General features: G+C 70.1%; 20 protein-coding genes and 4 pseudogenes. 15 read left to right on the forward strand and 9 right to left on the reverse strand.

The features are described from left to right. Positions 1 to 316: 316 nt before the first annotated feature. On the reverse strand, positions 317 to 1,417 hold the full coding sequence (locus tag V4Y03_RS01215; RefSeq protein ID WP_332433602.1) for an asparaginase: 1,101 nt from the start codon (positions 1,415 to 1,417) through the stop codon (positions 317 to 319). A gap of 118 nt (positions 1,418 to 1,535) precedes the next feature. Here V4Y03_RS01215 and V4Y03_RS01220 point away from each other — a divergent pair, with 118 nt between their 5' ends. Together V4Y03_RS01220 and V4Y03_RS01225 are read left to right on the forward strand one after the other, a co-directional pair. After that, entirely contained in the window at positions 1,536 to 2,000 is a 465-nt protein-coding gene (locus V4Y03_RS01220) for an Lrp/AsnC family transcriptional regulator (RefSeq protein WP_209493231.1), read from the forward strand. 199 nt (positions 2,001 to 2,199) lie between these two features. Continuing rightward, positions 2,200 to 3,006, forward strand: coding sequence for an endonuclease I family protein (locus V4Y03_RS01225; protein ID WP_332433603.1), 807 nt, complete (start codon positions 2,200 to 2,202; stop codon positions 3,004 to 3,006). A 4-nt stretch (positions 3,007 to 3,010) separates the two neighbouring features. On the opposite strand, the gene V4Y03_RS01230 is transcribed toward V4Y03_RS01225, so the two are convergent. After that, a complete protein-coding gene (locus V4Y03_RS01230; RefSeq protein ID WP_332433604.1) occupies positions 3,011 to 4,594 on the reverse strand; it encodes a SulP family inorganic anion transporter in 1,584 nt (527 codons plus the stop codon). A 282-nt stretch (positions 4,595 to 4,876) separates the two neighbouring features. After that, the gene (locus V4Y03_RS01235; RefSeq protein ID WP_332433605.1) at positions 4,877 to 5,470 is read right to left on the reverse strand and encodes an HPP family protein; all 594 of its coding nucleotides are present in this window, start codon (positions 5,468 to 5,470) and stop codon (positions 4,877 to 4,879) included. Between the two features lie 463 nt (positions 5,471 to 5,933). Here V4Y03_RS01235 and V4Y03_RS01240 point away from each other — a divergent pair, with 463 nt between their 5' ends. From V4Y03_RS01240 to V4Y03_RS01250, 3 genes and pseudogenes are all read left to right on the forward strand, one after another. After that, positions 5,934 to 6,665 (forward strand): flavodoxin family protein, encoded by a 732-nt coding sequence (locus V4Y03_RS01240; RefSeq protein ID WP_317874836.1) that lies wholly within the window; start codon positions 5,934 to 5,936, stop codon positions 6,663 to 6,665. Positions 6,666 to 7,191: 526 nt separating this feature from the next. After that, positions 7,192 to 7,473 carry a hypothetical protein gene (locus tag V4Y03_RS01245; RefSeq protein WP_332433607.1) on the forward strand — a complete coding sequence of 94 codons (282 nt, stop codon included), beginning with the start codon at positions 7,192 to 7,194 and terminating at the stop codon, positions 7,471 to 7,473. Between the two features lie 66 nt (positions 7,474 to 7,539). Continuing rightward, positions 7,540 to 7,926, forward strand: a pseudogene (locus V4Y03_RS01250) (transposase family protein); the annotation flags it as partial. Between the two features lie 183 nt (positions 7,927 to 8,109). Here the strand turns inward: V4Y03_RS01250 and V4Y03_RS01255 are convergent. Beyond that, positions 8,110 to 9,711, reverse strand: coding sequence for a serine/threonine-protein kinase (locus V4Y03_RS01255; protein ID WP_332433609.1), 1,602 nt, complete (start codon positions 9,709 to 9,711; stop codon positions 8,110 to 8,112). A gap of 316 nt (positions 9,712 to 10,027) precedes the next feature. On the opposite strand from V4Y03_RS01255, the gene V4Y03_RS01260 reads away from it, so the two are divergent. Together V4Y03_RS01260 and V4Y03_RS01265 are read left to right on the forward strand one after the other, a co-directional pair. Continuing rightward, positions 10,028 to 10,657: an RNA polymerase sigma factor gene (locus V4Y03_RS01260; RefSeq protein WP_332433611.1), complete on the forward strand. Its 630-nt coding sequence runs from the start codon at positions 10,028 to 10,030 to the stop codon at positions 10,655 to 10,657. 5 nt (positions 10,658 to 10,662) lie between these two features. Continuing rightward, the gene (locus tag V4Y03_RS01265; protein WP_332433612.1) at positions 10,663 to 10,950 is read left to right on the forward strand and encodes a hypothetical protein; all 288 of its coding nucleotides are present in this window, start codon (positions 10,663 to 10,665) and stop codon (positions 10,948 to 10,950) included. A 384-nt stretch (positions 10,951 to 11,334) separates the two neighbouring features. Here V4Y03_RS01265 and V4Y03_RS01270 read toward each other — a convergent pair whose 3' ends face one another. Next, positions 11,335 to 11,979 carry a TetR/AcrR family transcriptional regulator gene (locus V4Y03_RS01270; RefSeq protein WP_332433614.1) on the reverse strand — a complete coding sequence of 215 codons (645 nt, stop codon included), beginning with the start codon at positions 11,977 to 11,979 and terminating at the stop codon, positions 11,335 to 11,337. 62 nt (positions 11,980 to 12,041) lie between these two features. Between V4Y03_RS01270 and V4Y03_RS01275 the strand changes: the two genes are divergently transcribed. From V4Y03_RS01275 to V4Y03_RS01295, 5 genes are all read left to right on the forward strand, one after another. After that, positions 12,042 to 12,896, forward strand: coding sequence for a class I SAM-dependent methyltransferase (locus tag V4Y03_RS01275; RefSeq protein WP_332433615.1), 855 nt, complete (start codon positions 12,042 to 12,044; stop codon positions 12,894 to 12,896). An 18-nt stretch (positions 12,897 to 12,914) separates the two neighbouring features. Beyond that, a protein-coding gene (locus tag V4Y03_RS01280) for an IS5 family transposase (RefSeq protein WP_332437080.1) occupies positions 12,915 to 13,851 on the forward strand; the annotation gives its coding sequence in 2 pieces (ribosomal slippage) (positions 12,915 to 13,793 and positions 13,795 to 13,851; 936 coding nt in all). 240 nt (positions 13,852 to 14,091) lie between these two features. After that, positions 14,092 to 14,697: a DUF6461 domain-containing protein gene (locus V4Y03_RS01285; protein ID WP_332433616.1), complete on the forward strand. Its 606-nt coding sequence runs from the start codon at positions 14,092 to 14,094 to the stop codon at positions 14,695 to 14,697. A 317-nt stretch (positions 14,698 to 15,014) separates the two neighbouring features. Further along, on the forward strand, positions 15,015 to 15,323 hold the full coding sequence (locus V4Y03_RS01290; RefSeq protein ID WP_332433618.1) for a hypothetical protein: 309 nt from the start codon (positions 15,015 to 15,017) through the stop codon (positions 15,321 to 15,323). A gap of 321 nt (positions 15,324 to 15,644) precedes the next feature. After that, entirely contained in the window at positions 15,645 to 15,887 is a 243-nt protein-coding gene (locus V4Y03_RS01295) for a hypothetical protein (protein WP_317874827.1), read from the forward strand. A 249-nt stretch (positions 15,888 to 16,136) separates the two neighbouring features. Here V4Y03_RS01295 and V4Y03_RS01300 read toward each other — a convergent pair whose 3' ends face one another. The 4 genes and pseudogenes from V4Y03_RS01300 to V4Y03_RS01315 all read right to left on the reverse strand — a co-directional run bounded on the left by V4Y03_RS01300 (position 16,137) and on the right by V4Y03_RS01315 (position 18,602). Then, a complete protein-coding gene (locus V4Y03_RS01300; protein WP_332433619.1) occupies positions 16,137 to 16,364 on the reverse strand; it encodes a hypothetical protein in 228 nt (75 codons plus the stop codon). A gap of 220 nt (positions 16,365 to 16,584) precedes the next feature. Continuing rightward, complete coding sequence (locus V4Y03_RS01305; protein ID WP_332433620.1) at positions 16,585 to 16,851, reverse strand: integrase core domain-containing protein; 267 nt, start codon at positions 16,849 to 16,851, stop codon at positions 16,585 to 16,587. Between the two features lie 62 nt (positions 16,852 to 16,913). After that, positions 16,914 to 17,054 (reverse strand): annotated as a pseudogene (locus V4Y03_RS01310) (UDP-N-acetylmuramate dehydrogenase); the annotation flags it as partial. A 189-nt stretch (positions 17,055 to 17,243) separates the two neighbouring features. Then, complete coding sequence (locus V4Y03_RS01315) at positions 17,244 to 18,602, reverse strand: flavin monoamine oxidase family protein (protein WP_332433622.1); 1,359 nt, start codon at positions 18,600 to 18,602, stop codon at positions 17,244 to 17,246. Between the two features lie 312 nt (positions 18,603 to 18,914). Here V4Y03_RS01315 and V4Y03_RS01320 point away from each other — a divergent pair. From V4Y03_RS01320 to V4Y03_RS01330, 3 genes and pseudogenes are all read left to right on the forward strand, one after another. Then, positions 18,915 to 19,555: pseudogene (locus V4Y03_RS01320) on the forward strand (transposase family protein). A 103-nt stretch (positions 19,556 to 19,658) separates the two neighbouring features. Next, positions 19,659 to 20,348, forward strand: a pseudogene (locus tag V4Y03_RS01325) (IS5 family transposase). 116 nt (positions 20,349 to 20,464) lie between these two features. Further along, complete coding sequence (locus V4Y03_RS01330; protein WP_332433624.1) at positions 20,465 to 21,196, forward strand: NUDIX hydrolase; 732 nt, start codon at positions 20,465 to 20,467, stop codon at positions 21,194 to 21,196. Positions 21,197 to 21,271: the final 75 nt, after the last annotated feature.

Raw genomic sequence — 21,271 nt, forward strand, 5'->3', positions numbered from 1 at the left:
CGGGGCGGGAGGGGGGTGCGGATGGGGCGCGGGGGCTCGCGGGGGCGGCCGAGGGGCCGGGGGCGGGACTGTGCGACGCCGGGGCCGTACGGCGCCGGAATCCGGGGCGTACGACTCCGGGAGCCGGGGCGCGTACGACAGCGGGAGCCGGGGCCGGGATCCAGGCCGTACGACAGCCGGGGCCGACGCCGGGATCGGGCCGTACGGCACCTGCGTCGCGCCGACGTTCGCGCCGAAATTGGCTCCGGCTCGTGGGCGGGCGGGGGGGCGCCGCCCACGAGCCGGGGTTCTGGGGGTGTCGGTCCGGTCGGCCGCGTCAGGCGCGGGCGGCGACGGCCGAGGCCGAACGGGAGCCGCCGGTGGCGAGGGCCGGTTCCGCGCGGACCGGTCCGTCGAGGAGGCGGCGCAGGAGGGCCGTGGCGTGGGCGGGGTCGCTCTCGGCGAGGAGCGCGGCGAGGAGGGCGATCCGCGCCTGGGCCGCCCGGAGGGTCCCGGTGAGCAGCGCTCCGGCGGCGACGAGGTCGACGGCTCCGCCGCCGGTGTAGATCTCGGCGAGCGGTCCGGCGGGGACACGGGTGGTCACCGCGACGAGGACGCCCTGGGCGACGGCCCCGGCGACGGCCTCGGCGATCTCGGGGGTGGCGTTGCCCGCGCCGGTCGCGACCAGGACGATGCCCCGGGAGCCCGCCGCGACGGCGGCGTTCAGCAGGAACGGGTCGCCGTCGGAGTGGTGGGTGATGATGTCGACCCGGGGCAGCGGCGCGGCGGCGGGGTCGCCCGGGTCCGCCGTGTGCGCGGCGGCGGGGAGCGGCAGGGGCGTCGGGCGGTCCGGCTGCCGCTCGATGTCGACGCGGGAGAACCCGACCCGGCCGAGCCGCTCGGTGGAGGGGTCGGAGAAGGCGTCGGCGGCGAGCGTCTGGGTCTTGACCGTGCCCCGGGCGGCGTGGACGCGTCCGTCGAAGACGACGAGGACGCCGAGGTCGCTGACGGTGGAGGCGACCTGGAGCGCGTCGTAGAGGTTGCCGGGGCCGTCGCCGTCGCCGGTGCCGAAGGGGCGCTGGGCCCCGGTGAGGACGACCGGGCGGGGGTCCGTGTGGTGGAGGTCCAGGAGGAAGGCGGTCTCCTCCAGGGTGTCCGTGCCGTGGGTGATCACGATGCCGTCGACGCCGGGGTCGGCGAGGGTCTCGTGGACGGTGCGCAGGAGGGCGAGCTGATGGGCGGCGGTCATGCGCGAGCTGTTGACGTTGAACAGGTCGACGACCTCGACGGTGACGCCTTCCGGGAGGGGCGCGGTGGCCAGGACGTCGTCTCCGGAGGCGTCGGCCGCGTAGCCGGTGCCCTGCCAGCGGCTGGCGATGGTGCCGCCGGTGCTGATGACGACGATCCGGCGCGCTCCCCCGTCGTTCGTCCGCTTCATGGCTGCCGTCCTTACTCCGTACCGATTTCTCCCTGCCCCGCAACGATAGGCCAGGGGGCGCGCAAGACGATTGCGAAATGGCCCGGTGAACGGTTTCTTCGTGGTAGATAATTGCGCCATGGACCGAATCGATCTCCACATCTTGCGCGAGCTCCAGAGCGACGGCCGGCTGAGCAACCAGGAGCTGGCCCAGCGGGTGGGCCTCAGCCCGTCGCCCTGTCTGCGCCGGGTGCGCCAGCTGGAGCAGGACGGGGTGATCCAGGGCTACCGGGCGATCATCGATCCGGAGGCGGTGGGGCGGGGCTTCGAGGTCCTGGTCTCGGTGGAGGTGCGCCGGGACCGGGAGACGGTCGAGGCCTTCGAGGAGGCCCTCCAGGACGTGCCGGACGTCATCGAGGCGTACCGGCTGTTCGGCAGCCCGGGCTGTCTGCTGCGGATCGCGGTGGCCGACCTCGCGGCGTACGAGCGGCTGTGGATCGAGCGGCTGACGACCCTGACCGGGGTCACCGAGGTCAACTCGCAGATCATCATGAAGCGGATCAAGGAGCCGAAGGGGATGCCGGTGGACGTCCGGGGCGGCTGACCGCGCCAGGACGCAGGCGTCCAGGGGCTGTTCGGTTCCGTCGTGTGCGAGAACGTCATGGAACAGCCTCCTCCCCGTTACATGACAGGTACCTGACGTGTGCCACTCTCCCGGTGACACGAAGTCAACACGCGTAGACAACGGGACCGTTGACCCCGGGCCCGCCGTCCCCGCGTGCCGTCCCCGGGAAAGGGCCCCCATGTCCGTTGTGCGGATCGGCAGCTGGAAGGTGTGGGCGGCGACCCTCGCCGCCACTCTCGTCGGCATCACGCTCCCCGCGGTCACCGCGACTCCCGCGAGCGCCACGACCACCGCGTACGACAGCACGTACTACAAGAACGCGATAGGCAAGACCGGCACCAGCCTCAAGTCCTCGCTGCACACCATCATCAGCGGCCAGACCACCAAGATCTCGTACGACGCGGTCTGGAACGCGCTGAAGACCACGGACCAGGACCCCGCCAACACCAACAACGTCATCCTGCTCTACAGCGGCACCTCGCGGAGCAAGAGCCTCAACGGCGGCGCCGTCGGCAACTGGAACCGCGAGCACACCTGGGCCCAGTCCCACGGCAACTTCGGCACCTCGGCCGGCCCCGGCACCGACCTCCACCACCTGCGCGCGGCGGACGTCCAGGTCAACAGCACCCGGGGGAACAAGGACTTCGACAACGGCGGCAGCCCGGTCAGCGGCGCGCCCGGCAGCTACACGGACAGCGACTCCTTCGAGCCGCGCGACGCCGACAAGGGCGACGTGGCCCGGATGATCCTCTACATGGCCGTCCGCTACGAGGGCGACGACGCCTGGCCCGACCTGGAGCCCAACGAGTCGACCAGCAACGGCAGCATCCCCTTCCACGGCCGCCTCTCGGTGCTGAAGCAGTGGAACGAGCAGGACCCGCCGAGCGCCTTCGAGGAGCGCCGCAACGACGTCATCTACAACACCTACCAGCGCAACCGGAACCCGTTCATCGACCACCCGGAGTGGATCGAGGCGATCTGGTAGCAGCTCACGGCGCCGCCCCGACCTGCTCGCCGTCCCCCGGGCGGGCGGGGCGGGGCTCCGGCAGCGCGTGCAGGCGTACGGCCTCCGGTCCCGCCGTGCTGTGACGCGCGGCCCAGCCCTCCAGCGCGGCCCGGCAGGCGTGGTCGAGGTGATGGAGTCCGGACAGGTCCAGTTCGAGCGGGCGGTCCCGGGGCAGCGCTTCGAGCACGTCGAGCATCTTCGGCAGCCGCAGGAAGTTCGCGTTCCCCGACAGGGTCACCCGCGCCGGGCCGAGGCCGTCGTCGGTGCGGTCCACCCGGAGGTGCGAGGCGTCCCAGGCCGCCTTGCCCACGGAGAGCGCGAGCCCGATCAGGACCCCTTCGAGCATGCTCACGGTGACGATCGCCAGGGCCGTCACCACCAGGACGAACGCCTCACCGCGGTGGCCCCGCCACAGCGCGACCACCCCCTTGAAGGGGATCAGCTTCCAGCCGGCGTGGACGAGGATGCCCGCGAGCGCCGCCAGCGGCACGTACTCCAGGGTGCCGGGCAGCAGCACCGCGAACAGCAACAGCCACAGCCCGTGCAGCACGCGGGATGCCCTGGTCCTCGCGCCCGCCCGGACGTTGGCCGCGCTGCGCACGACGACCGCCGTCATCGGCAGCGCGCCGAGCAGCCCGCAGACGGTGTTGCCGAGGCCCTGGGCCAGCAGCTCCTTGTCGTAGTCGGTGCGCGGTCCGTCGTGCAGCCGGTCCACGGCCGCCGCGCCGAACAGCGACTCCGCCGAGGCGATCAGCGCGATGGCGAGGACCGTGCCGAGCAGCGCGACGTCCCCCAACGCGGCGAAGGCCTCCGCCCCGGGGAGGCGGACGGCGGCCGGCACCCCGTCCACCCGCACCGTCGCGACCGGCAGTCCGAGCAGTGCGGTCGCGAGCGCCGCCAGCAGGACGCCGACGAGCGCGCCCGGTACGGCACGGACGCGGCGCGGCGCGTACCGCCATCCCACGATCACCAGGACCGTGCCGGCGGCGACGGCGAGCGGGGCCTGGGTGGCGGCGCCGCTGAGCACCCGCCACAGGGCCCCCGGAAGACCCGCGAGCCTGGCGAGACCCGAGGCGGGGGCGGTGGCCCCGGCGGCGGCGTACAGCTGGCCGGCGACGATGACCAGGCCGATGCCGGCCAGCATGCCCTCCACGACCGAGAGCGAGATGGCCCGGAACCAGCGCCCCCATCCCAGCAGGCCCATGGCGACCTGGAGGAGCCCGGCGAGGAGGACGGCGACGCCGAGCCCGGGGAGGCCGAGGGTCCGTACCGCCTCGAACACGAGCACGGTCAGTCCGGCGGCCGGCCCCGAGACCTGGAGGCTGCTGCCGCGCATGAGTCCGGTGACGAGGCCGCCGACGATGCCGGTGATCAGACCGAGTTCGGCGGGGACGCCGGACGCGACGGCCACGCCGATGCAGAGAGGAAGGGCGACCAGGAACACGACGAGGGACGCCGCGAAGTCATGACGGAGGTCGTGCGTGAGGTCGCGGCGGCGGTCCTGCCGGGGGGTGCGGCGGAGGTGCTGTCGGAGGTCGTGCCGGAGACGGGGCAAGGAGGACGGCATACGGTTCTCTCCCCTTCAGTTCACGCGTGTCACCGAGCGAGGCGAGCGACGGCCCGTGCACGGTAATACGGCGGCACGGCACCGATTTCGGGCACTCGGCGCACTGTCGGGCCTTCCGGCCTGAACCCGCCGGAACTTGACCCGATCACCCACGCGGAAGGCGCTCGGGAGTGCGGCGCCCGGGGGCGCACCCGCCCCTGGCGCCCGCTCACCCGCGCCAGGGAGGGCGTACGGCCGCCGCCCCGGGGCGCACGACGGCGGACCCGGCGGACCTGCGGCGGGTCACCACCAGTAGACGGGGTACTTCGGGGCTCCGCGCCGGACGCGGGAGGCGGCGAACGCGGTGAGCACGAGCAGGACCGTGGAGCCGAACAGCAGCGGGACGAACCGGGCCGGCGCGGGCGCCTGGAGCACCACGATGACGGCGGTGGCGCAGGCCGCCGCGTGCGGGGTCCTGGCGAGGGTCGTCAGGGCGAGGGCGACCCCGGCGGCCAGGGCGGCGGCCCAGGCGCTGCCCTGCGCGACGGCCGCCATCCCGTACCCGGCGGCGGCGCCGAGGAGGTGGCCGACTATCACACTCCGGGGCTGGGCGAGAGGCAGCGCGGGGGCGCAGTGCACCAGGGTGGCGCTGGCGGCGAGCGGCGGTATCAGGACCGGCTCGTGGAGGGCGGCGCCGATCGCGACGAGCCCGAGCAGGGCGGTCGTGACGGCGCCGATGTTGTGGGCGGCGGCTGCGGGCGCGGGCCGTGCCGGGGCCCGGCCGGCCATCCTGGCCAGACGGGAGCGGAGGCTCGCGGGAGCGGCAGCGGCGGTGACCCTGTCGGGTGCGGTGGCGGCCGGGGCGGGTTCCGGGCGCAGGGCGGTGTCGGTACTCATGGGGACTGTGGTTCCGGGGCAGGCGGCCGGGGGCCGGACGAGACGGGGGCGGGTGGTCGTACGGGACCCTGTGATCGACAGTCGGCCCGGTCTCGCGCCTGGCCCTGGTGCGGCGGCGCAACCTCGCACCACTCTAACCAGCGGGTTTTCGGGGGCGAGGGGCGGGGCGGAGGGACGGCCGGGCGGGGCGCCCTCGGGAGGACGCCCCGGCACGTCCGGCCCGGCCCTCATGCGTTCGGTCGCGCCGAGCGGCCCGGCCGGGAGGTGGTGAGCAGGCTGGGAGGGGTCCCACGACGGACCGCCCCCTGCGCCAGGAAACCACCGATGACCGTGCCCGCCCGGTCGGCGGACCGGAGGGCGGACTGTCAGGCAACCGGCCCAGCTCCGCGAGCGCCCGGGGCGAAGGCCTGGTGAGCTGTACTGGGAGATCTCCGGCGCCTTCACATCCGGACTCCCGGAGCGTATGGAGGAGGATTCCGTGCCGGACTCAACGACGTCGTACGCCGACCTGCGCGCCCTGGTGATCAACTGCACCCTGAAACGTTCCCCAGAGCGCAGCCATACACAGGGGCTGATCGACATCAGCACCGGGATCATGGAGCGCCAGGGCGTGCAGGTCGAGGTGCTCAGGGCGGTGGACATCGACATCGCGACCGGTGTCTGGCCGGACATGACGGAGCACGGGTGGGAGACGGACGAGTGGCCGGTGATCTACTCGCAGGTGATGGCCGCCGACATCCTGACCCTAGCGGGGCCTGTGTGGCTGGGAGATAACTCCTCGGTCATGAAGAAGGTGATCGAGCGTCTGTACGCCTGCTCGTCGATCCTCAACGAGCGTGGCCAGTACGCCTACTACGGTCGTGTGGGCGGCTGCCTGATCACCGGCAACGAGGACGGCGCCAAGCACTGCGCGATGAACGTCCTCTACAGCCTCCAGCACCTCGGATACGTCATTCCGCCGCAGGCGGACGCGGGCTGGGTCGGCGAGGCCGGCCCGGGCCCGTCGTACCTCGACCCCGGCTCCGGCGGGCCGGACAACGACTTCACGAACCGCAACACGACCTTCATGACCTGGAACCAGCTCCACCTGGCGAGGATGCTCAAGGACACCGGTGGCATCCCCGCCCACGGAAACCAGCGCTCCGAGTGGGACGCCGGCTGCCGGTTCGACTTCGAGAACCCCGAGCACCGTTGAGCGCGGGCCGGAACGGTCGGAGGTCCGGTAGAAGTCAGCTCCGGATCAAGCAGGTCCGTCGCGCGGCAGCGCCGGCGACGACAGCGGCCTCAGCCTGACGTCCTGCCTAGAGGCCGCGCCGAACAGCTTCCGCCCCGCGCACCATCAGGGAGCGCACGGCACTGAAGATCCGCGCACCCGCCCATACCCCGTTGGCCGGCACAGAGAACAGGCGAAGGCGATCCCGGCATCCGCGAACAACTGCTGCTCGACGTACCTCCGCCGGTGCCGCACCGGTAGACGTCGGCACCGGCTGCGCGGCACAGGTCCACCAGGCGCCGGGTTCGCCCCGTCCTGGCGGTGAATATGACCGACGTGCGATCGGTTTCAGCCATGTTCGCGTCCACGTGGCTCACAGCCGTGAGGGGGAGAACCGCCGGCTTGGTGTGCGCGTCGAAAGGCCATGACTCGGAGAGTTGGAAAGATCGTCTTCGCCCTCACTCTGTCTGCTTGGGTGCTCGTGGGATGCGCCCAAGTCGACGAGGGCGTGAACGCCGGCCGGGCGACACCGCCCGGCCGGACGATTCCCTTCGACCTGTATACGCATTGCGGAATCGAGGAGGCCCGTATCGGCTCGACGTACTTCGAAGCGGAGACCCCGCTCTCCGATGGCTCGGGAAACCCACCCGAAGGGTGGGACAACCCAATCCAGCACGGCACGATGAGCTGGACGTCCGATACTGAGGCCGTCTTCACCGACGAAGCTGGGCATGAGGTGAAGTTCCGTGCCCGGCCGGGCGCGAGTGCCTTCAAGCACATCTGCGCTTAGCCCTCCAGCTCTGGATCGGATCCTCATGTCTGGGGCGGGGCCTGTCGCCGGCAATGAGCCATTTCCAAGCGTCTTCCCGCCGCACGTCAAGCCCAGCTCGCCCTGGCCCAACCTGCGGTGCGGTGACACCAACGCACAGCTCGCCGCCGGGTTCGGCATCGGGATCGCGACCATCCACCGCTACATACGTGAAGCCGTCGAGGCCCTGTCCGCCCTCGCCCCGTCCCTGACCGAGGCGATGAGAACGATCCGGACGAAGGTGTTCGTCATCCTCGACGGCGCCTGCTGCCGATCGACCGCATCGCCGCCGACACCACCTACTACTCCGGGAAATACAAAGGCCATGGCATGAATGTCCAGGTCCTCACCGATCCGTTCGGACGGCTGCTCCGGGCCTCGCCGGCTCTCCCTGGCTCGACTCACGACCTGACCGCCGCCAGGCAGTACGGGATCACCGGCCCGCGACGCCGGTGTCATGTAGCGCGAAAAGTCACATGCGGGTGGTGGTTCGTGCCCGGTTGAAGGCTTCGCAGGCCCAGAAGACCATCGTGTTTTGCAGTCGGTGCCCCCGGCGCGACCACGTCCACTGGACGTTCATGGGCGGGAACCCGGTGCTGGATGCTCGTCATCGTAGGGTCAGCGGGCCCCGAGTGCTTCGGCCAGGATCCGGGCTTGTGCTGGGGTGAGGTGGGTGGCGATCTGGATGGTGCGGCCTGCCAAGCGCTGCATGATGACGGGGTTGGCGAGCATCCGGTTGCCCATGACGATGGCGATCTCATTGTGTGGCTGCGGTCGGCCTGCGACCTGACCGGTCAGATCGGAGAACTGGGCGGCGTCCTGGCTGTTGAGGGTGACCTCGACGATCCAGTCCCGACCTCCTTGGGAGTTCTCGAAGGTGCGGACGCCGTCCAGCTGCCTCACCTGCAGGCCGCCCCGCGTAGTGACGGTGACGCACGCGCTGCGGTCGTCCGCGGTGTAGGACCGTGCCGGTTCGGTACCGGGAGCGCGCACGGGCTGGGCTTGGGGATCGGTGGAGCACACGCCGTCGGCTTTGCTGTCCACGGCGTAGAAGCCCACCGGCTCGTCCGGCGCCACGAGGGCCGGCCCGCCGCCCTGCCAGGGCTGCCAGAGCAGCAGCGCCCCCACTACGACGACCACTGCTGCCCCCGAACCGAGGGCCCATAGGCGTCCCCGCTGTCCCCGCCTGCCCCGCCTGCCGAGCGGCGCGTCCTCGTGCTGGGGCGAGGGTGGCAGCACAGTAGTGCGCTGGGGTGCTCCTACTGGCCCAGTCACCGCGTCCGGGTCCACCCGTTGCCGCGCGTCTTCCACCTCCCGCGCCCGACGCTCGCCATACCGTTCGATCTCGCTGGTCCAGGCCGGGTCCAGCCAATGCCTGCCGCCCCAGCCGGCCGACTGGCGCCGCAACTGCCCTGCACAGTTCTCCAGGATCTGGGCTGGCATCGGGCGGTGAGCGGGGTCGAGTGCCAAACACGGCAGGACCAGGGCGTGGAGTTCGGGCGTCAGCCCGGACACGTCGAGGTCGCCGGTCGCTGCCCGCACCAGTTGTTCCATCGCCGGGCCCGAGCCGCCGTCCCGGTACGGGGCCCGGCCGACCGCCAGATAGAACAGCGTGGCGCCCAGCGAGAAGACATCCGAGGCGGGTGTGGTGGGCTGCCCCTGGGCCTGCTCGGGCGCGGCGAACGCGACCGTACCCAGCACGGCCTGCGTCCTCGTCATGTCGATGGCATGGGAGATCCCGAAGTCGATGACCCGGGGGCCGTCGATGGGAAGCAGAACGTTCGACGGCTTCACATCACGGTGCACCAGCCCTGCGGCATGGATACTCACCAGTGCCTCCGCGATACCCGCGGCGACCCAGTACAAGGCCTGCGGTTGAAGGGTTCCGCAACTCGCCACAAGGTCTCGCAAGGAAGGGGCCGCAATGTACTCGGTGGCCATCCACGGCATCGGCGCCTGCGCGTCCGCAGCGACCACACTCGCGGTGTAGACCCCCTGCACACGCTGCGCGAGCGCCACCTCGCGGGCGAAGCGGCGCCGGTCCGCCTGGGCGACGACACCCCTCGCGTCGTCGGCCAGCAACGTTTTCACCGCGACCGTCCGCCCGCCTGCGGACGCCGCCAGATACACCCTCCCCATCCCACCACTGGCCAATTCCCCGAGCACCGTGAACGGCCCAAAATGGCGCTCCGGCTGCGATTCCACCCTGTCGCTGTGCATGTCTGCCCGCCCTGGTCCGCCCCACCTCGCACGCCAACGGCCGTCACTCTAATTGAGCTGACAGGGCGCCATACCATGCAGGGCATCAAAGTCGCACGGTCTGCGGGCGGACCGGAGACGCCACCGACGCGCGCCTTCAGCCCACGGCCTGACCCGCCGCCGGAACTGCCAACAACGACTCTCGCCTCCTGAAGCGCTGAGTCACACGACTGTGGCCGGGTGTTGGTGGCCAGAAGGAAGTCCCCATGGGCGGCCACTTGCTGGGGAGCTATCTGGCCACAGATCGCTCCGGGTAGTCGATGGCTATGTGCGGAGCATGGTGGGATCCCCGCACATAGCGGACGGTCTTGCCCAGGAGGCGTGGGTTGCCGTGGTACGCGGGCTCCCGCGCCTGCGGCAGCCGGAGCGGTTCGCCCCGTGGCTGTTCACCATCGCCCGGCGCACGGTGGCCGACCATCTGCCGCAGGCGTACACGGCCCGGGAGACCTTGGCGGGGCAGGACGATGCTGTCGCCAATGGCGATGACTGCCCCGGCAGCGTCCTGAACACGATGGAGATCGAAGCCGGCCTTTCCGGGCTGCCGCCGCTGGAGCGCGAAGTGCTGATCCTGTTCCACCTGCGGGATCTGTCCCTGGGCGCCTGCGCGGAGGTGCTGGGCGTGCCAGCCCGGCACGGTCAAGAGCAGGCTGCACCGCGCCCGCCGCATGCTGCGGGACGTGCTGGTCGCAAGGGGATACGAGGCATGAGCGAGCAGAGCGACGGGGCACGCTGGGAGGTGCCGGCGGGGCTGGAGCGCGCGCTGGCGGCAGAAGTCTCGCTGCGCTCCCGGATGCGGCACGTTGCCGTGGGCCTGGCGGGAGTGTATGGAGTGGCGCTGGTCGCGGTGCTGTGGGCAACCGAGCCGGGTCCGCTCCCCGCGCGCACGAGGTTGCCTTCGCCGGGCTGATCACGGTGGGGCTGGCCTGGGCCGCCTTTGCCGGCTGGGTTCTGAGCAGGCGGCGGCCGCTGTTCGCCCGGGACCGGGTGCTGGGTGCCCGGCTCGCCCTGGTGGTGACCGCGGTGACCGGCGTCGCCGGGGTCGCGGTGGCCGCAGTGCGCGGCAATACGGCCGGAACGCTGGCAGTCGCATCGGCCGGTGCCGCCCTTGTCGCCGCTGCGGCACTGTTCTTGGTACGGGCGAAGTCCCGCCGCCGTGAACTGCTTGAGCTGCGCGACACCCTGCGGGAGGGCTCTTCGTGAGGACCGCCACGGAACGTGCTTCTGGCCACGGGCGGGGCCATCCATGGCGTCAGCGGGGCGACACAGTTGGCCGTTCCTGGGGAATTCCAACTGGCCGCTGTCAGCCAGGTAGCCGGAGCGCAGTTGGACGCCTCAGGACTCGCAGGAGTTCCGGCTCCCATCCGCTGCGCGGGATGTCGAGTGCTAGGGCTTGTCGTCGAACTCCCGTCGTCGCCCGAAGGGCGGCCCCTCGGCGTCTGGTGCGTGCTCTCGGCGCGCCGGGCGGAAACCCTCGTACTGGACCGTACTTGGGCTTTCGCCCGGTGCGGCGAGAGCGCGTGCCAGACGTGGTAGGGCAGACGGGTATTCGACGACAGGCCCTAGCTTCTGTCTCCCCGATCACGATCAGGGGGCTAGGTTCTGCCTTCTGACAATCAGCTGAGAGCAGAGGATGTCGTACGCCCATCGCTCCCACTTGTCCGGCGGCCACGCGCGGTCGCGGGTCAGGACCAGGAAGAGCTCCGGACTGAGCAAGGCGTAGATGATGTCCGCCGCCTCTCCGGCGGAAATGGAGGGGCGGGCGCCGGGCTTCTCTGTCAGGGCCCTCGCGGCTGTCGAGATCACCGTGTACCGCGGGTTGGTCTGGTCTGGCCACAACTCCCGGATTTCTGGGTTGGTCGCTGCCGCGGCGCGGACCATCTCATCGATGGCCGCGACACGTTCGAGTGTCCTGCGGGTGCCAGCGACCAGTGCGGCCAGGGCGGACTCGGCGGTGGGCGCGGTCGTGACCTCCGCGAACCACGGCCGGTCCATTGTGGGCACGGGGTCGTCGTCTCCCGCGATCGCGACATCGACCAGTTCCTTGAGCAGCGATGGCTTGTTCCGGAAGACGAAGTAGATCGTCTGCACCGCCACGCCCGCCCGGTCGGCGATCTCCTGCAGCTTGGTCGCCCCGTAGCCCTGCTCGACGAAGAGGCCAGCGGCCGCGTCGATGATCCGCCGCCGTGTCTCCCGGGCCTTGTCGCCCCGCTTTCCCTTGACCTCAGTCATGGCTGGAGTCTATATCTAGAGTCAACCTCTAGAGGTCGACTCTAGTCACTGGAAGGTGAGTCATGCACGCCATCGCCAACCGTCAGCAGGCAGAGGCATGGAACGACTGGGAGGGCATCCACTGGGCCGAACACCCCGAGCGCTACAACGCGATGATGGGCGCGTTCAACGCACCCCTGTTCGCCGCCGCGGGCATCGCGCCCGGCGACCGGGTCCTCGACGTCGGCTGCGGCACCGGCCAGACGACGCGCATCGCCGCGCGGCAGGCGTACGACGGAGACGTCACCGGAATCGACCTGTCCGCGCCCATGCTGGAACGCGCCCGACGCGACGCCGCCGCGGAAGGCATCGACAACGTCACCTTCGAGCAGGGCGACGCCCAGGTGCATCCGTTCCCCGACCGCGGGTTCGACGTCCTCCTCAGTCGCGGCGGCGTCATGTTCTTCGCCGACCACATCGCGGCTTTCACTCATCTCAGGCACGCGCTCGCGCCAGCGGGCCGACTCGCGTTTCTCGGCCCGCAGCCCGGGGGCCCGGACAGCGCCTACGCCCGTGCGACCGCCGCACTCTCACCGTTCCTGCGCGAGGCATCCCCCGCCGCCAGGGGTATGGGGTCGCTCCTCGACCCCGCGCGCATCCTCCAGGTGCTCGCCGCCGCCGGCTTCACCGACATCGACGTAGTCCCCGCCGAGGCTCCCATGACTTTTGGCACTCACGCGGGCGACGCCGCCGACTTCCTCTTCGCCATGGGCCCGACCCGCTATAACCTGCGCGATGTCGACCCGGCGACCATCTCCCGTATCCGTGCCGAAGTGCAAGACGCGCTCACGGAGTTCGAGACGTCCAACGGTGTCCGCATCCCCGGGTCCGTCTGGATCGTCACTGCTTCGCGGGAGCACACCCCTTCGATCAAGTGATTCGTCGTTCCAGACGTGATCAGCAGGGGGGATCTGACGGACGATGAGTGGGCGCTGCTGAAGCCGCTGCTGCCGTTGGGCAACAACCGGTGCGGCCGGTGGAGGGACCACCGCCAGGTGATCAACGGGATCATCCACCGGCTGGGCACTGGGGTGCAGTGGCGTGAGCTGCCAGAACGCTTCGGACCGTGGCAGACCGTCCATAAGCGGCACGCGCTGTGGTCGGCCGACGGCACCTGGGACAGGCTGCTGCAGCATGTCCAAGCCCAAGTCGACGCCGAGGGCGGCATCGACTGGGACGTCTCGGTCGACTCCAGCGTGATGCGCGCCCACCAGCACGCCGCGGGGAGCGCCGAAGGCGGCTCCGCCCGCCCCGCCCGGGCCCTCGAAAGACGGCACCGCGGAGATCGCTTCGGATCCCGGCGGTGCAGAACCCGGCGCACCTACTGGAGGAGGCGGTTGGCAGGGGAGCAGCTGGGGCGTTCGCGCGGCGGGTTCACCACCAAGGTCCACCTGAGCGCGGAGGGTCGTTGCCGCCCGCTGTCGGTGCTGATCACACCCGGACAGCAAGCGGACTGCACGCAGTTCGAACCCGTCTTAGAGAAGATCCGCGTCCCGCGCACCGGTAGGGGGCGTCCCCGCCACACCCCGGACAGCGTCGCAGCCGACAAGGCATACAGCAACCGAAAGACGCGCGCCTACCTGCGTCGGCGCGGCATCCGGCACGTGATCCCTGAGAAGAAGGACCACAAGGCGGCCCGCCTCCGGCGGGGTTCACGCGGCGGGCGGCCACCGGGTTTCGACAAGGAGCGCTACAAGAAGCGCAACGTCGTCGAGCGGGCGATCAACAGGCTGAAACAGTTTCGGGCCGTCGCTACCCGCTACGACAAGCGCGGATAACGTCTACCTCGGCACCGTGACCGCCGCTGCACTAATCATCTGGCTCCGATCATGATCGGAGAGACAGAACCTAGCAGCCCGCCGGACTGCAGGACGGCCAACTACACCCGGTGCTCGATCCCCTCCCGCCACGCCTACCGGTGCGACCACGTGTCGCACGGGTGTTCACGAGTACGTCTGACCAGTCACTCCAGAAGCGGAAAGAGATCGCTTCCCAAACCGACGGAGATCGTTTCCCACCCCGCCTACGACCGGGCACCGCCCGCTGTCAGACGTAGAGGCAAGGATGGGCGGCATGACGAAGACCGGAGCGGACTACGCGTGGTTCGAGGACGACTTTCCAGACATCGCCGAGGCGTACTGCTTCACCCTGGTGCGGGGTCTGTCGCCTGGTGAGCTGATGTCCCGGCTCGAAGGACGGCCGGAGGCACCCCTGCAGGGCATAGCCGCAGTCGTCGACGCCGCCTTCGCCCAGTACGACCTGGAAGAGGGGGCCCGGCAGCTGGTCGCCATGACGACCGTGGGTACCTGGACCCTGCTGATCGAGCCGAACGGCTACCTCGGGGTCACCGAAGAACAAGCGCTGTCGGCCTCCGCCGGAACGAGCTGGATCTCCCACTTCAGCAACATCAACGCCGTCGGCACATTCCTCTGGGCAGAGGACCAAGTGCTGCGACTGTGCTTCGACCCCATGCTCCCGGAGCGCCGGTGGGGCACCGCACCGGACGAACTCCTCGACGTCATGCGGCGGATCGGCTTCCATCTCGACGTAGAAGATCCGGAACCGGACTTCTCTCACCAGGCGGCGTTCGCTCTGGCAGAACACCTGACCGGCGTCGCCGTCACCCCGGCGCTGCTCCGGGACACGACGTTCACCTGCGCCACCGTACGAATCCGCTGACCGCCCGCCTCCTGAGTCGGCACGGATTCGCCGCCTGCTGTCAGAGGTCGCCTCTATCGTGCGAGAAACAGTGCTGGAGAGGAGTAACGATGGGGTTTTCGGGTGAGTTGGTCTTCGGCCGCAGTGAGCGCTCCTTGCTTGAGGCCCCGGTCTTCGGCGGTGCGCAAGAGGACGACGAGGGCGGCATAACCGCTTGGTGGCCGAGGCCTGGTGGGTGGCAGACGCTGCAGTTCCACCATGAGACCTCACCGGCCAAGCCTGAAGAGGTCCTGCGAGCTGTGGTCGAGTGGACCGGAGCTCCAGCATGTGTGGCGTCCGTGCACGACAGCAGCGTCGCATTGGTCTGGGGTCTGAAACCCGGAGGTGACCAGTGGAATGCGTGGCTGAATCTGGCGATCGCCGCAGAAATGACGGACCGTCCACTGTCCGAGATAGACGCCTGCGTGCCCGGCGACGCCAGTCGTGCCCTCGCCTGGGCCCACTCTGCGGGAGTCGGCCCGGGTGTGGACGTGGCCACGATCAAGGAAGTCCTGCGGTCTCACGAGACCTTCGCGGAAGAGCTCTTCGACACGCTTCTGGATCGCTTGGGCTTCCCTGCGGCGTCCGATCCTGAGGCAGAAGGCTGAGCAAGGATCCTCCCCGCCTTGCCGGAGTCCGCGCGATACCGACTGGAGTTGTAGCGGCTGCACACACGGCAGAGTGACGTAGTGACTGAACTGTGGGCACACACCCTGACCTGGACGGAAGGAATCCGTCGCGGCACCCGTTCGAGCTGGACGAGGATGCCGCGAAGACATTGACCGGTCTTGTCGCTCCCCTGCTGCCCAGCGCCGAGGCCGCCGAAGAGCACTGCGGGCGCTCACTGACCGCCGTCACCAAGTTCCTGGTGGACCGATACGGCCGATGGGCCTGCGGGTGGAACTGGTCGGTAGGTGAGGGCGACACCGATGGCGGGATCGTCGGCGCGTGGTGCTGCACCTCCCATAGCCGAGAGCGCCTGGTACGGACACTGTGAGCAGGTACTCGGCTGGTTCCTCGCCCACAACGGAGTCGAAGAGGAACAAGCCGGCGAGATCGCGGAGGGCGCGATCGGCGGCCGATTCGGCAGTTGGATCGCGCCGGACGCCACGGTGGTCGACGCGGTGAGTTCGCAGTTCGCCCGGGCCATCGGAACCTGTCAAATCTGGTGAGACACGTCAGGCTGCGTGTTCTTCCTGAAGTTTCTCCTTCGGGGATTCGTTGATCCGGGTGGCCTTGGGCAGGCCCCGCGAGGCGGGGGTCGCCGGAATCGGTCGGGGTTGGTGGCGTAGGCGTCGGCCGGCACCACGGCCCGCTGGGCCGTCTTGGACGGATGCGGGGGTGTGCAGCCCGATGCCGAATTTCCGGTGCACGGTGTTGTAGTAGGTGAAGAACCGCTCGCGGAAGGCGCGGGCACCGGCCTACCATTCACCGGGCGGGGTCGACTCGCAGGTCTCCGGTTGTGTGCGGCACAACGCGAAGCTCGCCCGCGCGGACATGAAAATCGCAACCACGAGCCCGGCAAGCAGGAATACATAAAGGATCCGCCATGGCTGGGCCATCCGGTTGGGGCCACGCATCAGCCTCATGCCAAGGAGCAGCATAAGTAACAAGGCGAACAGAAGCAGCGTCACCAGGAGATCCAGCACAGTGTCACTCTATGACCGCATCGGCCGTCTCCGACAGCCCTCGTTCGCCAACTCTCGCTCTGGCGAGACGTGTTACCGCGAATGTTCTACGGATGGTGCGAGCCCTACTCACGCCCGCCGACCGGCACGGCTTGACGGAGCCTGTCAAATCGAGTGAGGCACGTCCGGCTGCGCGTTCTCCTTGGTGCGGGCGCTGCCCTATTCCGTGGACACTCGCGTGTTATGCGACAAGGTCCAGGTTATCGATGCTGCTGGCGTACTGCCGTTCGTAGTCGACTGGGCTGGAATACCCGAGAGCCGAGTGGCGCCGTTTGAGGTTGTTCCAGGCGATCCAGGCGAAGACCGCCAAGCGTGCCTGGAGTCGGGTTATCCAGCGTGAACCGTAGAGCAGTTCACGTTTCAATGTGGCGAAGAAGGACTCCGCGAGGGCGTTGTCGTAGCTGGAGCCGACACCGACCCGGCCGCCGCCACCGCCCGCTGGATCCACGCGGCCGACCGGAAGATCGCACCCCACCGGCCACCTCGTAGCCCGCGGCGCATCGTCAAGACGCTGTGCCGGTACGAGAAGGTGCACTCGGCAGCCGTGAGGGTCGCTGTCTCCCCGGCGCGCCGGTCGTACGCGACGACCTCGGTGACGGTGGCCGAGACGCCCTGGCCGTACGCGCCGACGTTCTGGATCGGGGTCGGCCCGCCACCGAGCTCCTTGAGCCGGCCGAGTAGCTGCGCGCGTTTCACGGGGCCGTCGAGGAGGACTGCCACAGCGTGCTCGCCCTGGACGGCCCGCCCGGCAAAGCCGATCTTCCCTGGGTACGCCGAGACCCGGCGTCGTAGCCAGGCCTGCGGCCACGGCTACGACGCCTTCACCTGCTGCTTCGACGTCTACTCGGCCAAGAGCTCGACGACGGTACGAGCGGCCTGGTGGCCGGACACCACCGCGCCATCCATGAAGCCGTGGGAGACCGGGCTGAGGTCGCTGCCGGCGAACACCATGCGGCCGTGAGGGCGTTGGAAGGTGGCGAGCAACGTCCACTGTCCCGGGCGCAGAGCGGCCCAGGCGCCCTGGGCGTACGGGTCGGCGTTCCAGTCGTGTCCGTATGTCTCGACGACGCGGACCTGCGGGTAGAGGTCGACCAGGCCGGCCGTGACGGTCTGCGGGTCGGCGGCGTCCAGTGTCTCGGCGACGCCGAAGCACACGGTCAGGGTCTCGTCCGTGTCGGATGCGGCCGGTCCGATGCCGTACACGCCCGCGATGCCGGGCGGCCAGGCACTGGCCGAGGCGTCGGCCGGAACACCGGTGGTCCGTGCGATCACCTTCACGGCGCGCCCGGTGTGCCCCTCGACGGCGAGCCGGCGCGCGTCCTCCGGGAGCGGCGGGGCGAATGCGACGTCGGACAAGGTGTTGACCGGCAAGGCGACGACGACCGCGCGGGCCCGGTGGGTTGTGCCGTCGGTCAGCGTCACGGCGGTCTCGGTCACGCCCTGCTCGATCGCGGTGACAGGTGACCCGAGGCGTACCCGGTCGGCGAGTGACGCCGCGATCCGTTCCGCCAGTGCGCCGACCCCGCCCTTGACCCGGCGTTCGGCGGCGGGGTCGAAGGTGTCGGCCGGTTGGGGGTCACCCGCGGGGCTGCCGAGCGCGGCCAGGTCCTCGATGACAGCCAGCGCGGAGTACTCGGCGGGCAACGCTCCCATCTGGGATGCCGCGTACGCCGCGAACGCACCCGCGACCCGCGGCGGCAGACCCGCGAGCAGGTCGGCGAGGGGGACGTCGGTTCCCTCGGGCGCCGTGAACGGCGGCGCGGCGGCCAGGGCTGTCGCCTGCTCGGCGAGTCCGGCCGTGAACGCGTCGAACGCCTCTCGCTCGGCTCCGTCGAAGGGGATCGTCCCGTGTAGCACGTCGCCTTCGAGCAGCCACAGGTCGCGCTCGGTCCCTTCGGCGTCCTCCAACTCGATGCCGTAGCGCGCGTATTCGTCCATGATCGCGGTGTGGTGCTCGGGCGCGACCCATTCCGCACCCAGGTCCACGGTGACGTCGGTTCCTGGGAACGCCCGCGACCAGGTTCGTCCGCCCACCCGGTCCCTGGCCTCGAGGACCATGACCGCCAGACCATGTTCGGCCAGATCCCGGGCCGCGATCAGTCCCGCGAGTCCGGCCCCCACGATGATCACGTCACACAGAGGGCCATCGCCCGCCGTGTCCTTCGGGTCGATTCCGGATACGGCTGTGGTTCCGCTCATGCTTGCGAGCACTCCTCGCGTACGCCCTCCCAGCAGGGCCTGGTGCAGTGCACGTTCGCGGGTCCAGGGACGCCCGGAGCGCGTTTGAGCGCGCCCGCACCGCCGCCCGAGTATGTCGACAGGGCCCTTACACGTGCAACCAGGTAACCGGAATGGAGGCCCAACCTGCACGTTCATTCGTTTCGGGGTTGCGTCCGGATCATGCTCAGAAGGGGCGTCGGGAAGCTGCGCGAGGGCTCGTGCGCCGCGAGCACCCTCACCCAGGCGCCTATAGCGTGTTGCAGAAGGCTGCTGTGCGGGCATTTCCCCTGCATGCGTGGGGTGTTGAGGGCTGAGCCATTGCGGGTGGAGACGTTCACGGGCCTGCGGATGCGGCAGCTCGCGCCGCTGTTCGGCGTCTCACCTGCAACCGTGTGCCGGGTGATCCAGTGGCCGGGGCCACTGCTGGCCATCGAACGTGCCACCCGACCGGCTGACGCGACGCGGTCGACCGGCTGTGGATCGTGGACGGCACCCTCATCCCGGTCCGTCACCGGAAGACCGGGGCGTCCTCACGCAACTACCGGTTCTCGGCAAACGTGCAGGTCATCATCGACGCCGACACCAAACTCGTGGTCGCCGCGGCCCGGCCGGCACCTGGCAACACCGCGGACGCGAAGGCCTGGCGGGAATCCGGCCTGGCCCAACACCGCGAAGGCGTGACCGTGCCGGCCGACGGCGCCTACATCAACACCGGCCTCACCGTCCCGCACCGCAAACGCCCCGGACGAGCCCTGCTGCCCGGCGAGGAGCAGGACAATGCCGAGCACCGCACGGTCCGGGCCCGCGTCGAGCACGCCTTCGCCCGCATGAAGCACTACAAGATCCTCCGCGACTGCCGCCAACGCGGCAACGGCCTCCACCACGCCCTCCAGGCCGTCGCCCACATGCACAACCTCGCCCTCACCGCATGACCAGACCAGCCCCAAAACCGGCCCTGACCTGCCCGGACACAACCTTCTGCAACACGCTTCAGGCGGTGTCCTCAAATGATCTCGGGTGGTGGATCATGGTGTCGTGATACGTCGCCATGAACTGTCCGACGCCGAGTGGGAGTTCGTCCGGCCGCTGCTGCCCGAGTCGTTGCGGGGGGGGCGGAAGCGGCTGGACGACCGCAGTGTCCTGAACGGGATCGTGTGGAAGTTCCGGACCGGGACGGCCTGGCGGGATCCACCATCGTCCGCGCCCACCAGCATGCGGCCGGGGCCCGGAAAGGGGCTCCGTGGCCCGGCCCTCGGCCGGTCCCGGGGTGGTCCGACCAGCAAGATTCACCTGGCCTGCGACGGGCGGGGCCGACCACTCGGCTTCGTCGTGACGGGCGGCAACACCAACGACTGCACCCGGTTCACCACCGTGATGGAAGCGATCCGGGTGCCCCGGACCGGTCCGGGGCACCCCCCCGGACCCGGCCCGATCACGTCCTGGGCGACAAGGCCACAGCTCGAATGCGATCCGCACCTGGCTCCGCCGCCAGGGCATCGCCCACAAGATCCCCGAACGGGCCGACCAGGTCCGCAACCGGGCCGGGCGCGGCAACCGCGGAGGGCGCCCGCGGGCTTTCGACCGCGAGGCGTACAAGCACCGCAACGTCGTGGAACGGTGCTTCAACCGTGTGAAACAGTGGCGCGGGACGCGACCCGGTACGACAAGACCGCCGAGTCCTACGAGGCAGCTGTCACCCTCACATCACTCCTGATGTGGGCGTGACATTTGACGACAGGCCCTAACGTCTCCGAACCAGAGCAGCCGGTGCGGGGGTCCGGGGGCCGCATTTCGCCACATTCGATCGATCCGAGCGCCCCGACGGGCGGGAAGGACCTCTGATGCAGCCTGGGCATCTCCCTGTCGAGTTCCTCGACGCGCAACAGATCGACTTCGTCGAGCACCCGCCACCGGCCCTGACGTCGCAGGAGCGGGGCGAGATCGACCGTCTCTGGGCGGAGGCGAAGGCCCGCAACCCCACGACCTTCGACGGCCCGCTCGTCGCGGGTCTGGGCATCGACCTGGCCGGGCCCGGCCAGTCGGTGGTGCGGTGGGCCAGGACGACGTACCGGCACCGGGGCCTGCGTCGGCTCCGGCCGGCCGAAGAGGTCCCCGGTTCCGTCTTCGTCACCGTCCTGTTGCCGACGGAGGCCGGACTCACCGTCGGACGTGGCTCCTCCACTACCGCGGCGCCCGGCCACTGGAGCCTTCCCGGCGGCTCGGCGGAGCCCCCTGCGGCCGGTCACCCCCTGGATGTGGCGTCACTCCGTCGGGATGCAGCCCGCGAATTGGCCGAGGAGCTCGGCGTACGCATCGTCGTCGAGGAGCTGCGGCTGTGGGGCCTCACCCGCGGAACGCGGTTCGGCAGCCTCGGCTTCCACTTCCTCGCCCCGCCCGTGCCCAGCGCGCTCGTGCGCCGTCGGCACGCGGATCTCACCGTGTGTGAGACGAAGCGTGGAGACGTACCCGAGCTCGACAAGATCGCGTTCGTTCCCTCGACCGAACAGGCAGCCTGCCTCGGCCCGGGCGCGGACTACCTACACCAGGTCCTGGGCCAGTACTTCTCGACCTGAACCCGCCACCCGGTCCGGCACTCCTTTCCCCGTCGTCACATGTTTCCCTCTCGTTTCAGCACGACGGGCCAGCCT

Source organism: Streptomyces sp. P9-A4, assembly GCF_036634195.1.
Taxonomy (GTDB): Bacteria; Actinomycetota; Actinomycetes; order Streptomycetales; family Streptomycetaceae; genus Streptomyces.

Coding starts and splice junctions, on each gene's coding strand:
- V4Y03_RS01240 (WP_317874836.1), top strand. CDS start 5,934: ATGGAGGAGGATTCCGTGCCGGACTCAACGACGTCGTACGCCGACCTG.
- V4Y03_RS01255 (WP_332433609.1), bottom strand. CDS start 9,711: ATGCACAGCGACAGGGTGGAATCGCAGCCGGAGCGCCATTTTGGGCCG.
- V4Y03_RS01235 (WP_332433605.1), bottom strand. CDS start 5,470: ATGAGTACCGACACCGCCCTGCGCCCGGAACCCGCCCCGGCCGCCACC.
- V4Y03_RS01315 (WP_332433622.1), bottom strand. CDS start 18,602: ATGAGCGGAACCACAGCCGTATCCGGAATCGACCCGAAGGACACGGCG.
- V4Y03_RS01225 (WP_332433603.1), top strand. CDS start 2,200: ATGTCCGTTGTGCGGATCGGCAGCTGGAAGGTGTGGGCGGCGACCCTC.
- V4Y03_RS01270 (WP_332433614.1), bottom strand. CDS start 11,979: ATGACTGAGGTCAAGGGAAAGCGGGGCGACAAGGCCCGGGAGACACGG.
- V4Y03_RS01295 (WP_317874827.1), top strand. CDS start 15,645: ATGGCGGGATCGTCGGCGCGTGGTGCTGCACCTCCCATAGCCGAGAGC.
- V4Y03_RS01230 (WP_332433604.1), bottom strand. CDS start 4,594: ATGCCGTCCTCCTTGCCCCGTCTCCGGCACGACCTCCGACAGCACCTC.
- V4Y03_RS01260 (WP_332433611.1), top strand. CDS start 10,028: ATGGTGGGATCCCCGCACATAGCGGACGGTCTTGCCCAGGAGGCGTGG.
- V4Y03_RS01220 (WP_209493231.1), top strand. CDS start 1,536: ATGGACCGAATCGATCTCCACATCTTGCGCGAGCTCCAGAGCGACGGC.
- V4Y03_RS01275 (WP_332433615.1), top strand. CDS start 12,042: ATGCACGCCATCGCCAACCGTCAGCAGGCAGAGGCATGGAACGACTGG.
- V4Y03_RS01285 (WP_332433616.1), top strand. CDS start 14,092: ATGACGAAGACCGGAGCGGACTACGCGTGGTTCGAGGACGACTTTCCA.
- V4Y03_RS01215 (WP_332433602.1), bottom strand. CDS start 1,417: ATGAAGCGGACGAACGACGGGGGAGCGCGCCGGATCGTCGTCATCAGC.
- V4Y03_RS01330 (WP_332433624.1), top strand. CDS start 20,465: ATGCAGCCTGGGCATCTCCCTGTCGAGTTCCTCGACGCGCAACAGATC.